Here is a 14173-nt window from a genome sequence, read left to right as displayed (position 1 = left end):
TGCCCGGGCGGCGGCGTGGTCTCCAACTGCAGCGGCATCGCCCAGAACAACTGGCAGTTCACCCAGATCACGGCCACGTTCACGGGGTAGGTGCACCGCGCGGGCCCGGCGTCTCGGCGCCGGGCCCTTCGCGCGTCACAGGGCCAGCATGCGCCGGTCGGGGTGGCGCCCGAGCCAGGCGGAGTACCGCTCGTTCTTGCGCACGGCGTCCGCGTAGGACTCGATCGCATACGCCCACACCTGGCCGGCCACGTCCGCCGCCGGCCCGTCGGGCAGCCAGCCCATCATCTGCCGCCAGTGCAGCGGCGCGCCCGCGATCGGCACCGCCGTCAGCCCGGCCATCGGCCGCAGCGTCGCCTGGCACAGCCCGACCGCGTCCCCCGACTCGATCAGGTCGATGGCGCCGCGCACCTCGGTCTCGAACAGCACCTTCGGCGTGAACCCGGCCCGCGCGCACGCCGCGGCGTGACAGGCGGAGAAGCAGCCGTCGCCGGGCGCCGCCACCCACTGCGCGTCGGCGAGCTCGGCCAGGTCCACCTCGTCCCGGACGGCGAGCGGATGCCCCTCGGGCAGCAGGAGAAAGACCGGGTCCGCGGCGACCACCCGCCAGGCGAGCCCGGTGTCGGTCGCCGGCGGCGCGTCGCCGCAGGCGCCCACGAGCACGAAGTCGAGCTTCCCGGAGAGCACGAGGTCGCCGAGCTCGCCCGCGGACCAACTGGCGTGGGTGCTGACCTGCGCCCCGGGGTGGTTGCTCGTGATCCGATGGACCAGCCCGCCGAGGATGGGGCCGTTGACCGCCCCGATCCGGTACCGCCCGGCGTTCCCGGCCGTGCTGGCCAGCCGCGTCGCCTCGTCCTGCAGCCCCTTCACGGCCGGCAGCAGCACCCTGGCCCGCGCGAGCACGAGCTCGCCCAACGGCGTCGCCCGCGCCCCCCGCCGGTCGCGCTCGAACAGCAACCCACCGAGCGCACGCTCAATGCGCTGCAGCTGCGCCGTGAGCGCCGGTTGCGCCAGCCCAAGCACGGAAGCGGCCTTGGTGACGCTGCCGGCGTCCGCGATCGCGCACACGACCCGCAGGTGCCGCAGCTCCAGATCCATACAGTGACGGTAGGGCGTCGGAGGGATGGACAGAAGACCCCGGAGCCATCGAGAGTTTCCACTTTCCAATACCGACACATCATCGAAACACATCAGCCCCCGCCGGGCCGCCCCAAGCCCTGCTCGCGGCGTGGTGGTCGGGCGGCGTGGTGGCTGGGCGGCGCGGCTGACTCCCCGCCGGCGCCGGCTCAGCGTGGGCCGGGCATGATCGCGGACGTTTCTGGTCCGTATTCGGTACAGAAACGTCCGTGATCATGTGGCCCTGGTCGGTCGGTGCCGTGGCCGGGATCTCGGTGCGTGGTTCGCCGGCGGGGGCGTTGCGCATCGACCAGCGTCTCACTACAGTGAGCCCACGACCACGTTGTGAAACGTTTAAAGCCAGCGCCCGAATGAAACGTTTCACAACCCATATCCGCAGAACAGGAGCACCGCCATGCCCCTGCAGCCTCGCCGTGCGCTCGTCGCGGCGACCGTCGGCACCCTCGTCGCCGCGCTCCTCGTCGTCCCGCCCTCGCCGGCCGTCGCGGCCGCGCCGGTGAGCCTCTCCGGCGCCCACTGGATCTGGTATCCCGAGGGCGACCCGCGCACATCGGTGCCGGCCGACGTCCGGTACTTCCGCAGGACCTTCACCGCCCCCGCCGGAGCCGTCAGCGAGGCACAGCTCGTCCTGACCGGCGACGACACCGTCGACGTGTGGCTCAACGGCAAGCCCCTCGCCGGCTCGCCGCGCGTCGCCGACTCCTGGCACAACGCGGTCTACGTCGACCTGCAGTCGAGCCTCGCCGGCGGTACCAACACGATCGCCGTCGCCGCACGGAACTCCACCGCCGGACCGGCCGGCGTGCTCGGGCGGCTGCGGGTCGTGGCCGCCGGCGGGACCGTCGACCTCGTCACCGACGCGAGCTGGAAAGCCGGCCTCAGCGTCCCGAGCGGCTGGGAGCAGCCCGGCTTCGGCGACGGCGGCTGGCCGGCCGCGCGGGACTCCGGCGCGTACGGCATCTCGCCGTGGAACTCGGACGTCGTCGCGCCCAACCCCGACGCCGCGTCGCCGCTCGGCGTGAGCAGCGCGACCGTCGAGCACCGCGCCAATCCGCTCGGCGTCGACGCCGCCCAGCCGCGCTTCGGCTGGAAGCTCGCGTCGAGCGCCGCCGGCCAGCGCCAGGCCGGGTACGAGATCAGCGTCTCGAGCACCAGCGCGAACGCCGGCGACGTCTGGGCCAGCGGCCGGGTCGCGTCCGACCGGCAGGTCGACGTCGGCTACGCCGGCCCGGCACTGGTCAGCCTCAAGCGGTACTACTGGCGCGTCCGCGTCTGGGACACCCAGGGCCGGGCGAGCGCCTGGAGCGCCACGCAGTTCTTCGAGATGGGCCTGCGCGCACCGGCGACGGAGTGGACCGCCGACTTCGTCGGGCAGCCCGCGACCGGCGCCGACCTCGCCGGGGCGACCTGGATCTGGTACCCGGAGGGCGATCCGGCCGCCGGCGTGCCGATCTCCACGCGGTACTTCAGGCGCACGTTCAGCCTCGCCACCGCCCCGGGCAACGCCCAGCTGGTCGTCACCGGCGACGACACCGCCGACGTGTGGGTCAACGGCGTGCAGGTCAGCTCGTCGCCGCGGGTGTACCAGTCGTGGCAGCAGGCGGCGGTCGTCGACCTGCGCGGCCGCCTCACCGCCGGCACCAACACGATCGCCATCGCCACCGAGAACACCACGCAGTCGCCCGCGGGCATGATCGCCAAGCTGACCGTGGCCGGCGCCGCGACCGTCACCACCGACGCGAGCTGGAAAGCGTTCCAGAGCGCGCCGAGCGGCTGGAACCAGCCCGGCTTCAACGACGGGTCGTGGCCGGCGGCGCGCGCCGTCGCGACCTACGGCAGCGGGCCCTGGGGCTCGAACGTCGTCGTCGCGAAGGCTGCCCCGCTCGTCCGCAAGGCGTTCACGGTGAACAAGCCGGTCGCCTCGGCACGGCTGCTCACCACCGCGCTGGGACTGCACGAGACGCGGCTCAACGGCGCCAAGGTCGGCACCGACGTGCTCGCGCCCGGATGGACGGACTACACCAAACGCCTCCAGTACAAGGTCCACGACGTCACGGCACAGCTGCGCCAGGGGGAGAACGCGCTGGGCGCGTGGCTGGGAAACGGCTGGTACTCCGGGAGCCTCGGCTTCGCCGGCAGCCAGCGCTATGGTACCCAACCCTGGTACTCGGCCGTGCTCCTCATCACGTTCGGTGACGGCACCACCACGATCGTCCGCACCGACAACACCTGGAAGGTCGCGACCGGCCCGATCCGCGCCGACGACCTCTACAACGGCGAGACCTACGACGCCCGGCTGACCGTCGCCGGCTGGGACGCGCCCGGCTTCGACGACGCGGCGTGGCCGGCGGTGCAGGTCAGGAGCGGCGCCAAGCCGAACCTGGTGTCCCAGGTGGACAACGGCGTGACCGTGCAGCAGGAGTTCCGGCCGGTGTCGGTGACGCAGCCGCAGGCCGGCGTGTGGGTCTTCGACCTCGGGCAGAACTTCACCGGCTGGAACCGCGTCGCGCTCAGCGGCCCGGCCGGCACGACGGTGACCGTCCGCCACGCCGAGGTCCTCAACCCTGACGGCACCATCTACACGACGAACCTGCGCGGCGCGCAGGCCACCGACCGGTTCACGCTCGCCGGCACCGGCGGCACCGAGACGTACGAGCCGCGGTTCACCGTCCACGGCTACCGGTACGTCGAGCTCACCGGCCTGCCGGCGGGCTTCACGCCGACCGCGTCGACCGTCACCGGCCGCGCGGCCTGGACGAGCGGCAACCAGTCGGGCTCGCTGAGCACCTCGAACGCCCTGGTGAACCAGCTGCAGCACAACATCCTGTGGGGCGAGCGATCGAACATGCTCTCCATCCCGACCGACTGCCCGCAGCGCGACGAGCGCCTGGGATGGACGGGCGACATCGCGATCTTCGCCGGTACCGCCACGTTCAACGTCGACGTGCAGGCCTTCCTCGACAAGTACAGCGACGACCTGGTCGACGCCCAGCGCGGCGACGGGGCGTTCACCGACGTCGCCCCCGGCGTCTGCTGCGGCGCCGGCACCGCGGGCTGGGGTGACGCGGGCGTCATCGTCCCGTACACGCTGTGGCAGCGCTACGGCGACACCAGGGTGATCGACGAGCACTTCGCCGCGATGGCCCGCTGGGTCGACTACCTGCGCTCGACGTCGGGCGCCGACCTGATCCGCAACCAGCCCACCTACGGCGACTGGCTCAACGTCAACGACAACACCGCGCAGGACGTCATCTCGACGGCCTTCTTCGCCTGGTCGGCGCGCCTGGTCTCGCGGATGGCCGCGGCGACCGGCCGCACGAGCGAGGCGACGTCGTACGGCCAGCTCGCCGACCAGGTCGCCACGGCGTTCACGAACCGGTTCGTCGCCGCGGACGGCACCGTCAGCGGCAACACCCAGACCGGCTACGTGCTCGCCCTGGCCTTCGGCCTCCTGCCGGCGAACCGCGTGCAGGCCGCGGCCGACCGGCTCGCCGCCCGGGTGGCCGCGGCCGGCGGTCACCTGACGGTCGGCTTCCTGGGCGTGGAGAACCTGCTCCCGGTGCTGGCCGCCAACGGCCACGCGGCCACGGCGTACCAGATCCTGCTCCAGCCCGGCTTCCCCGGCTGGGGCTACATGAACAGCCGCGGCGCCACCACGATCTGGGAGCGCTGGGACGGCATCCGCACCGACGGCTCGTTCAACGACCCGGGCATGAACTCCTTCAACCACTACGGCCTCGGCTCCGTGGGCGACTTCCTGTACCGCCAGGTCGGCGGCCTGTCCCCGGCGTCCCCCGGCTACGCGTCGCTGCTCGTCGCCCCGGTCGTGGGCGGTGGCCTGACGTCGGCGTCGTCGTCCTACGAAACCCCCTACGGCCGCGCCGTGAGCGACTGGTCCGTCTCGGCCGGCACCGTGACCCTGCGGGTGACGGTGCCCCCGGGCGCCTTCGCCACGGTGAAGGTCCCGACGTCGCAGCCCGGATCGGTGCTCGCCCCGGCTCCGGCGGTACCGATGGGCGGCGGCACGTACTACGTGGGCTCCGGGACCCACACCTTCACCGCGCCCGCCTAGGCGGGACGGCTGGGACGGCGCCCCGCTCAGGCGCCGTCCCAGCTGGGCTGCGAGGCCGCCCAGCTGGCCAGCAGCCGCAGCGCGTCCTCGCTCGGCGTGCCCGGCTCGGCGGTGTACATGAGCAGGATCTGCCGGCGGCCTCCGCGACACGCAGGAGATGCTCGACTTCTGCGCCGAGCACGACCTGGGCGCCGAGATCGAGCTGATCGAGGCCGGCCGGGTCAACGAGGCCTACGAGCGGGTGCTCGCCTCCGACGTGCGCTACCGCTTCGTGATCGACACCGCAACCCTGGCCTGACTACGCCGACACCGCCAGGGCGAACGGCAGCACGCCGCGCGCCCCCGCCTGGACCAGCAGCCGCGCCACGATCGCCATCGTCCAGCCGCTGTCGACCAGGTCGTCGACGAGCAACACCGGGCCCTCGGCCGCGCGGACGGCCGACGCCAGGCCGGGGGACACGGTGAAGGCCGAGTGCAGCGCCCGCACGCGCTGGGCGCTGTTGGTGCGGGAGGCCGCGTCGGCCGCGGCCCCGGAGGTCACCGTGCCCAGCAGCGGCAGGCGGCCGACCGCCGCGATCCGCTCGCCGAGCGAGGCGACCAGCCGCGGGGTGCTGTGCGAGTCGATGACCACGACGCCGACCGGGCGCTCGGGCCAGCGGTCGTCGCCCTTCGCCCACTCCGCCAGGGTGGCGACGACGCCGTTGAACACGTCGTCGGGCAGCGGGGCGTCGGGGGCGGCCAGCAGCCGGCGGAGCTTGTCGCCCCAGCCCAGGTCGCTCAGCCGGCCGATCGCGCGGCCCGGCAGGAGCTGCTCGGCGGGCGGGATCTTGCCCGACAGCGCCACCCCGATCGCGGGCAGGCCGGTCGGCCACAGGCGGCGCGGGGCGATCTCGACGCCGGCCCGGCCGAGGTGGGCCCGGGCCGAGGCCAGCGCGTCGTCGGCGACCTCCGTCGGATACCACGCCCCGGCGCAGGCGTCGCAGCGCCCGCACGGGACGGCGCCCGGGTCGTCGAGCTGCAGCCGCAGATACTCCATCCGGCAGGTCCTCAGCGCCGCATACTGCCGCATGGACTCCTGCTCGGCGGCCCGCGCCTCGGCGATGCGGGCGTAGCGCGCGGTGTCGTGCACCCACGGCTCGCCCGTCGACTCCCAGCCGCCGCGGACCCGCCGCACGGCGCCGTCGACGTCGAGGACCTTGAGCATCAGCTCCAGCCGGTTGCGCCGCAGCTCGACCCGCGGCTCCAGGGCGGCCGTCGACAGCGGCCGGTCGCTGTCGGCCAGCACGTCGAGGACCGCGCGCACCTGGTCCTCCGGCGGGAAGGCGAGCGAGGCGAAATACCGCCAGATCGCCGCGTCCTCGGCACCCGGCAGCAGCAGCACGTCGGCCTGCTCGACGGCCCGCCCGGCCCGGCCCACCTGCTGGTAGTAGGCGATCGGCGAGGAGGGCGCGCCGAGGTGCACGACGAAGCCGAGGTCGGGCTTGTCGAAGCCCATGCCGAGCGCCGACGTGGCGACGAGCGCCTTGATCCGGTTGTCGACCAGGTCGGCCTCGGCCGCGCGCCGGTCGGCGTCCTCGGACTGGCCCGAGTAGGCCGCCACCTCGTAGCCCTGGGCCCGCAGGTAGGCGGCCGCCTCGTGGGCGCCGGCGACGGTCAGCGTGTAGACGATCCCGGAGCCGGGCAGGTCGCGCAGGTGCTCGCCGAGCCAGGCCAGGCGGTGCGCGGCGGAGGGCAGGGTGAGCGAGCCCAGCCGCAGCGACTCGCGGTCGAGCGAGCCGCGCAGCACCAGCGCGTCGCCGAGCTGCTCGGCCACGTCGGCGCTGACCCGAGCGTTGGCGGTCGCGGTGGTGGCGAGCACCGGCGTGCCGGGGGAGAGGTCGAGCAGCAGCGTGCGGAGCCGCCGGTAGTCGGGGCGGAAGTCGTGGCCCCAGTCGGAGACGCAGTGCGCCTCGTCGACCACGAGCAGGCCGGTGGTGGCGGCCAGCTTGGGCAGCACGTTGTCGCGGAAGTCGGGGTTGTTGAGCCGCTCGGGGCTCACCAGGAGCACGTCGACCGCGCCCGCGGCGATCTCGGCGGTGATCGCGTCCCACTCCTCCAGGTTGGCGGAGTTGATCGTGCGGGCGCTGATGCCGGCCCGGGCCGCGGCGTCGACCTGGTTGCGCATGAGGGCGAGCAGCGGAGACACGATCACGGTCGGCCCGGCCCCGCGGGCGCGCAGCAGGGCGGTCGCCACGAAGTAGACGGCCGACTTGCCCCAGCCGGTGCGCTGCACGCACAGCACCCGCCGACGGTCACCGACCAGGGCCGAGATGGCGGCCCACTGGTCCTCCCGCAACTCGGCGGCAGGACCAGCGAGCCTCTTCAATAGCGCAGAAGCTTCCTCGAACACACCCCGACGCTAGCAACGGGGTATGACAGAAACCCATCACGAAGGCGTGAACCGTACCGCCTTGCCCGAAGCCAGCAGCGGCTGGTTGAACAGGTACTGCACGGCCGCCGTCCCGGTCGCGTTCTCGACCCCGACGGTCGCCCCGCTGCCCTTCTCCACGTCGTTGTCCAGGCCGGAGTAGTACATCGTGATCGTGCCGTCGGGCGCGAACGCCACCGAGAAGGTGATCCGGTTGTGCACCCCGTTGCCGTAGATGTACGGGTTGCGCCACTCGATCACCACCGAGCCGTCGACCGTCGCCATCCGCACCGACGCCGACCCGTCGACCACCAGGTCGTCCCAGAACGGGTAGACGCTGGCGTTCGGGACCGCGGTGGACGGGATGGCCGAGTGCTCGACGTACGTCGATCCCGGGTTCACGAACGAGATCTTGCCGTTCGTGTCGATCCAGGCGGTCGAGTACGTCTGGCCGTACAGCTTCACCGGCGTCGGCAGGGTCACCTGCGCGATGTTGTCGTCGCCGGTGAGCGGCAGCACGGTCGTCTCGGCGGCCACGAACGGCGTGGTCAGCGTCGTCATCGCGTACGAGCCGGGCTCCACCGGCGGCGGCGCCGCCGGCACGGTCAGGTTCACCGTCTTGGACGACGAGCTCAGCGTCGCGGACGTGGACACCGACTGGCCGTTGTAGGAGCCCGTGACGGTGTAGGTCCCGTAGGCCAGGTCGCTGAACGCATACGCTCCGCCGGCCCCGGACGTCGTCGACCCGGTGCCGGGCGTCAGCGTCACCGTCGCGCCGGTCACCGTGCTGCCGCCCTCGACGGACACGGTCCCGGAGATGCTGCCGGTCGAGGCCGGCGGGGGGTCGGTCCCGCCGCCGCCACCCGGCGCGGTGAAGACGACCGCCCGGCCGGACTGCAGCTTGGGCGTGTTCACCGAGTACGCCAGGCCGATCGTGCCGTCGGCGTTCTCGATGCCGACCGTGGCCGAGCTGCCCTTCTCGAAGTCGTTGTCGAGGCTCGAGTAGTTGGTGATCACGTCGCCGTTCTCCGACAGGATCGCCTCGAAGGTGATCCGGCGACTGGTGTTGCCGTAGATGTACGGGTTGCGCCACTCGATGACGAACTGCCGGTTCGGCGCGCTGCCGAGGGTCGTCGTCCGCACCGACGCGTTGCCGTCGACGACCAGGTCGTCATGGAACGCGTAGACGGTGGCGTTGGGCGCGGCCGGGTTCGGCAGCGTCCCGTTCTGCCAGGTCGCGGCGCCGTTCGGGTTGGTGAAGCTGACCAGGCCGTTGGTGTCGACCCAGGCGGTCGTGTAGCTCTGCCCGTACAACTTGATCGCGAACGGCAGCGTGATCTGCTGCGTCGCCTCGTCACCGGTCAGCGACAGCACCGTCGTGTCGGCACTGTTGAACGTCTTCGTCTGCGTGGTGCACACGTAGCCGAAGGAGTCCGAGCACGTCCCGCCGCCGGTCGCCGTGTAGCTCGCGGTGTACGTCGTGTTCGTCGTCGGCGCGGTGACGACCTGCGTGGCGGCACCGCCGTTGCTCCACGAGTCGAACGCGTAGGACGTGCCCGACAGCGTCTGCGGCGTCGGCGCCGACACCGTCTGCGTCGACTTCTGGATCACCGTCTGGGTGAACGGCGTGACGCCGGTGGCCGACCCGACCGTCACGTTCAGGCCGGCGGGCACCGAGTTGAACGTCAGGTTGACCGTCTTCGGGTCGACCCGCCGGGTCACGGTGGTGCTCAGCCCGCTGCTGTCCGTGGCGGTCAGCCGGAGCTCGACGTACGACGGGTACTCGTGGTCGGGGCCGATGAACGACCCGGACGCCCCGTCGACCTCGGTCATGTAGTGCTGGTGGCAGTTGTCGGGCGTGGCGCAGTGCTGCAGGATCAGCTGCCAGTGCAGGTTGGCCGCCGGGATGTTCCCGTCCTGCTCGTCGGTCGCGTGCCCGGTGAACGTCACCGTGTCGTTGGTCGCCCAGGTCGGCCCGGCCGCCGGAGTGTCGATCACCGGGACGGGTGCGCTGGTGCCGACCATGATCTGCAGCGTCTTGGTGTCGGAGAGCCCGCCGGCGTCGGTGACCCGCAGCTTCGCCTGATACGTGCCGGCCGTCGTGTACGTGTACGAGGCCGTCGTACCGACCGCGTCCCACGTCCCGTCGCCGGTGAAGTCCCACTGGTACGTCAGGACGTCCCCGGTGTTCGGGTCGCTCGTGCCGGCCGAGGTGAACTGCACGGCCAGCGGCGGCGCGCCACTCGTCTTGTCGGCGCCGATGACGGCCACCGGCGGCTGGTTGCCGGCGTTGTAGTTGATCCGGCGGACCGTGCCGCCGTCGATGTCGACGTAGTACAGGTCGCCGCCCGGCCCGATCTCCAGGTCGACCGGCCCGGCCGCGCCGGGCGCGAACGTCTCGATCTTCGCCGGGTCGGGCGTGCCGTTGGTCGCCTTCATCGCGTAGATGCAGTTGCGGGCGTAGTCGGCCCAGAACAGGGCGCCCCGGTACGCGGCCGGGTAGCTGCCGCCGGAGGTCGGGTAGAACGCCACGCCGGTCGGGCTGGAGCCGCCGGTCGGGCAGCCGTCGTTGTTGTTGACCTGCTGGTGGTGCCCGTAGGTGTACACCGGGCCGGTGCTCGTGTTGTTGCTGTACAGCGACTGGCACAGCGCGAGGCCGGCGTCGCGGTACCCGGGCTGCTGGGCGTTGCCCTCGTAGCACGGCCAGCCGAAGTTGGTCAGCGGCGTGGCGAGCGGGTTGGGCAGCCGGTTGATCTCCTCCCACGTCCGCCAGCCGACGTCACCGATCCAGATCTCGCTGGTGCCGGGCTTGAACGTCCACCGGTACGGGTTGCGCAGGCCGTACGCCACGATCCGGCGCGCGTTCGGGTCGGTGGTCGCGTTGTACATCGGGTTGTCCGTCTTGGCGGCGCCCGTGTTCGGATCGATCCGGATGATCGTGCCGCTCAGCCCGGTCGGGTCGCCGGTCGTGCGGATGTCCTGCGAGCGCAGCGCGCCGCCCTCCGCGGTCGGCGGGCTGAGCGCGGCGCCGGTGCCGCCCGGCGGGTCGCCGCACGGGTTGACCGGGTTGCCCTGCTGCCCCCAGTCGGTGAAGACCGGGCTCGCGCCCTCGCCGCCGCTCACGTAGAGCGCGCCGTCGGGGCCGAACGCCACGTCGCCCACGCTGTGGGTCTCGAACTGCTGGCACCAGTCGTTGATCAGCACCTGCTCGGTGCCGGTCCACGTGTCGCCGTTCGCGGTCAGCTTGGCCAGCCGGCCGCTGACGATGCAGCCGGTGCCGGGCGTCGGGCAGGTGTCGCCGATGTCGAGGCCGCCGCCGATCGGCTGGGTCCACGTGTAGGTGACGTAGACCGACGGGTTCGACGGGAAGTTCGGCGGCAGCGCCAGCCCGAGCAGGCCCTTGTCCTCGTTGTCGTGCACCCGGGCCGACAGGTCCGCGAACACCGTCGGGGTCGGGTCGGACAGGCTGTCGAACACCTTGATGGTGCCGCCCTTCTCCGCCACGAAGACGCGACCGTCGGGCGAGAAGACCAGCTTGGTGGGATGCACCAGACCGGAAAGGACGACCTGTTCCGAGAAGCCGGTCGGTAGCGTGGTGGCCGCTGTCGCGGTCGGTGGCGCGGTGAATGCCGCCGTGACCGGGACGCTCAACGCGAGCGCGAGGCCGAACGCTATTCGGGACAGGCGGGCACGCCTCATTGACAGCACTCCAGGGGGCCGGATGCGCAGGGAAGAGTCAGTAGATTCCCTGTGTCCGGCTCATGCTGTCGTGAAGCCGACGTTTACGCCTCCGCCGTTAGGACACAAACAAGCTCACTGAGCCGTATAGTCCGGCCGGCCATAGCCGACAATCGGTGCATAGTCGAGCAGGCGCATGGAAATGCGTTCGCCGGTTCGGGGAGCTTCGATCACCCGTCCGTCACCGATGTACAACCCGACGTGGCTGACATCCTTGTAGTAGAAGACGAGATCCCCCGGGCGCAGTTCCTCCCGTTTGATCGGGGTGACCGTCTGCTTCTGCCGGGCCGCATTGTGCGGCAGCACGACGCCCGCGGCCTTCCAGGCGGCCATGGTCAGCCCCGAGCAGTCGTATGCGTTCGGCCCGTCGGCGCCCCATTGGTACACCTTTCCGAGCTGCTCGTACGCGTATTTCACGGCCCGCCCGGCGGCGTCGTCCGTGAATACCGGTCGATATCCGTCGACCAGTGCGCCCCGCGGCATCCGGGCCCGCCCGTTCTGCATCCGTTTCAGCTGCGATTCGATCGTCGCTTTCCGGGCGCCGAGCTCCGCTTCCTGCGCCCTTTGTTGAAGCTGCAACCTGTCCAGTTGGAACCGTTCTTCGCCGAGTTCCCGTTGGGTGTTCTTGAGGGCATTCAAGGCGGTCGTACGGCGGCGCTCCAGGTGGTCGAGGGTGGCCAGCTGGTCCATGAGCGTCTCGGGCGAGTCGGCGCCGATGAGCGCGGCCGTGCTGCCGACGGCGCCGCTGCGGTACAGCGCGGCCGCCAGCTCGTCGGCGGCGCGCTGGGCGGCGGCCACCCGGCCCTGGAGCGGGGCCAGGCGGGCGTTGACGCGGGCCAGCTGGGCATTGGTGGACCGCAGGTCGTCGCGCACGGCGTTGTACCGTTCGATGACGCCTTCGAGCTGCTGCCAGGCGCCGGCGAGCTGCCGCTGCCGGTCCGTGGCCGGGTCCGCGTGACCGGTCCCGTGCGCGGCCAGGACAATGAGTCCGGCGACGACGGTGGTGCACAGTTTGCTGCGTAACCCCATGCGTCACCAACGCCATAATTTGGACAAAAGTTACGAAAGTCCCTCAAAGGGTGGTTGTCATGTCCTTCACCAACGCATATACGGTCAGCGGCATGACCTGCGGCCATTGCGTGAGCGCGGTGACGGAGGAGCTGACCCGGCTTCCCGGGGTCCACGATGTCCAGGTGGAGCTGCCGACCGGCACCGTGACCGTCACGAGCGACGGGCCGCTGCCGCTGGACGAGGTCCGCACGGCGATCGACGAGGCGGGATACGAGCTTGTCGTCGTTTAGGGCGCCGCTCATGGCGGCCGGCCTCGTGGCCGCGCTGCTGCTGGGCTTCGTGATCGCCCGGACGACGGACTCGTCGTCGTCCTCCGGCGCCGCCGCGCCGACGGCCGCACCCAACGCGATCCCGTCGCACTCGCACGGCGGGGCGGTGGCCGGCGACCTGGCCGGGGTGTCGCTGAGCGCCGGCGGCTTCACGCTGGTGCCGGGCGCGACGACGTTCGCCGCGGGCGTGGCCCAGCCGTACACCTTCCGCATCCTCGGCCCGGACGGCAAGCCCGTGACGCGGTTCGTGCTGAACCACGAGAAGCTCATGCACTTCGTGGTGGTACGGCGGGACCTGGGAGCCTTCCAGCACCTGCACCCGGCGATGGCGCCGGACGGCACCTGGACCGTGCCGCTGACGCTCCCGTCGCCGGGGGTGTTCCGGCTGTACTCGGACTTCGTCACCTTCGACCCGACCGGCCAGCAGGTCCCACTGACCCTGGCCGTGGACGCGACCGTGCCGGGGGATTATGTTCCGGTACCGCTGCCGCCCGCCGCCCGCACCGCGACGGTGGACGGCCTGACCGTGAGCCTGGAGGGCACTCCGCGGGTCAACGCGACCCAGCCGCTGTCCCTGCGGGTCTTCGAGAACGGCACCCCGGTCACCGCCTTGGAGCGCTACCTGGGCGCGTACGGCCACCTGGTGGTCGTCCGCGAGGGCGACCTGGGGTTCCTGCACGTGCACCCGGAGGACCAGCTCGTGGGTGGTGCGGTGAAGTTCTGGGTCGCGGCTCCGAGCGCGGGCCGCTACCGCATGTACTTCGAGTTCCAACGCACGGGCGTGATCCACCGCGCCGAGTTCACGGTCGAAGTCCCCGCCTAACCCACACCCGGCCCCGCCCCACCTCGCGCTGCCCACCCCCGCCCCGCCCTGCCGCGCCTAGCCTTGCCCCGCTCGGCTCGTTTCGCCCGACTCGTTCCGCCTGCCCAGCCCAGCCTGCCGTGCCCAGCCCTGCCCTGCCCTGCCCTGCCCTGCCCTGCCCGCCCAGCCTTGCCCCGCCCGGCTCGTTTCGCCCTGGCCCGCCCCGCCTGGAGCCGCCCGGCTCGTTCTGCCCCGCCGCATCCGTGCCCGCTCTGGTCCGCCCCGGTGCCGCCCCGGTCCGCCGGCTTCCCTCTGGCGTGCCTTGCCCAGGCTCCTGCCCGTCGTCGGCGCCGGATGGCGGGGCCGTGCCCATCTCCGCGATCTTAGAGTCGTGGTCCCGGATATATCCGACAAATCACCCTAAAGTGGCGACCACAACCCCAAGATCGACGGCGGCCGTGCACCGGGCAGAACCCTGGCCGCATCCGGGCACGGGGATGCCTTCATGATCGCGGAACTTTTTGTGTCGCCGGCGACACAGAAACGTCCGCGATCATGAAGCCGTTGCCGAAGCGGACCCGCGGGCGCAACCACGGCCGTAGCCACGCTGGCCGGCGTGCCAACTGCGGCCGGTGTGCCAAGCAGTGCGGGGTCCAGGCCGTGGAGCGGTTGTGGCC

At 71.9% G+C, this 14173-nt stretch carries 7 protein-coding genes and 1 pseudogene; 4 read left to right on the top strand and 4 right to left on the bottom strand.

Going from position 1 to position 14173, the window contains the following annotated elements:
* Positions 1 to 135: 135 nt before the first annotated feature.
* Entirely contained in the window at positions 136 to 1098 is a 963-nt protein-coding gene (locus IEZ31_RS09830; RefSeq protein ID WP_190249440.1) for a LysR family transcriptional regulator, read from the bottom strand.
* Between the two features lie 433 nt (positions 1099 to 1531).
* Between IEZ31_RS09830 and IEZ31_RS09825 the strand changes: the two genes are divergently transcribed.
* On the top strand, positions 1532 to 5209 hold the full coding sequence (locus IEZ31_RS09825) for a family 78 glycoside hydrolase catalytic domain (protein ID WP_190249439.1): 3678 nt from the start codon (positions 1532 to 1534) through the stop codon (positions 5207 to 5209).
* Positions 5210 to 5330: 121 nt separating this feature from the next.
* Positions 5331 to 5507: pseudogene (locus IEZ31_RS09815) on the top strand (alcohol dehydrogenase); the annotation flags it as partial.
* Here the strand turns inward: IEZ31_RS09815 and IEZ31_RS09810 are convergent.
* From IEZ31_RS09810 to IEZ31_RS09800, 3 genes are all read right to left on the bottom strand, one after another.
* Positions 5508 to 7598: a RecQ family ATP-dependent DNA helicase gene (locus IEZ31_RS09810; protein ID WP_190249438.1), complete on the bottom strand. Its 2091-nt coding sequence runs from the start codon at positions 7596 to 7598 to the stop codon at positions 5508 to 5510.
* Positions 7599 to 7634: 36 nt separating this feature from the next.
* Positions 7635 to 11315: an NIDO-like domain-containing protein gene (locus tag IEZ31_RS09805; RefSeq protein WP_190249437.1), complete on the bottom strand. Its 3681-nt coding sequence runs from the start codon at positions 11313 to 11315 to the stop codon at positions 7635 to 7637.
* 114 nt (positions 11316 to 11429) lie between these two features.
* Positions 11430 to 12227: a C40 family peptidase gene (locus tag IEZ31_RS09800; protein WP_229834560.1), complete on the bottom strand. Its 798-nt coding sequence runs from the start codon at positions 12225 to 12227 to the stop codon at positions 11430 to 11432.
* 215 nt (positions 12228 to 12442) lie between these two features.
* Here IEZ31_RS09800 and IEZ31_RS09795 point away from each other — a divergent pair, with 215 nt between their 5' ends.
* The gene (locus IEZ31_RS09795; RefSeq protein WP_190249435.1) at positions 12443 to 12655 is read left to right on the top strand and encodes a heavy-metal-associated domain-containing protein; all 213 of its coding nucleotides are present in this window, start codon (positions 12443 to 12445) and stop codon (positions 12653 to 12655) included.
* A gap of 10 nt (positions 12656 to 12665) precedes the next feature.
* Positions 12666 to 13517, top strand: a complete 852-nt coding sequence (locus IEZ31_RS09790; RefSeq protein ID WP_190249434.1) for a DUF8832 domain-containing protein — start codon at positions 12666 to 12668, stop codon at positions 13515 to 13517.
* Positions 13518 to 14173 lie beyond the last annotated feature (656 nt).

Origin of the sequence: Dactylosporangium sucinum (genome assembly GCF_014647515.1) — a bacterium.
GTDB classification, from domain to species: Bacteria; Actinomycetota; Actinomycetes; order Mycobacteriales; family Micromonosporaceae; genus Dactylosporangium; species Dactylosporangium sucinum.
The sequence above is the reverse complement of the archived record's forward strand: the minus strand, read 5'-3'. Positions and strand labels throughout refer to the sequence as shown.

Excerpts from the sequence above, each read along its gene's own strand:
- IEZ31_RS09830 (WP_190249440.1), bottom strand. The coding sequence starts at position 1,098 with ATGGATCTGGAGCTGCGGCACCTGCGGGTCGTGTGCGCGATCGCGGAC.
- IEZ31_RS09825 (WP_190249439.1), top strand. The coding sequence starts at position 1,532 with ATGCCCCTGCAGCCTCGCCGTGCGCTCGTCGCGGCGACCGTCGGCACC.
- IEZ31_RS09805 (WP_190249437.1), bottom strand. The coding sequence starts at position 11,315 with ATGAGGCGTGCCCGCCTGTCCCGAATAGCGTTCGGCCTCGCGCTCGCG.
- IEZ31_RS09795 (WP_190249435.1), top strand. The coding sequence starts at position 12,443 with ATGTCCTTCACCAACGCATATACGGTCAGCGGCATGACCTGCGGCCAT.
- IEZ31_RS09790 (WP_190249434.1), top strand. The coding sequence starts at position 12,666 with ATGGCGGCCGGCCTCGTGGCCGCGCTGCTGCTGGGCTTCGTGATCGCC.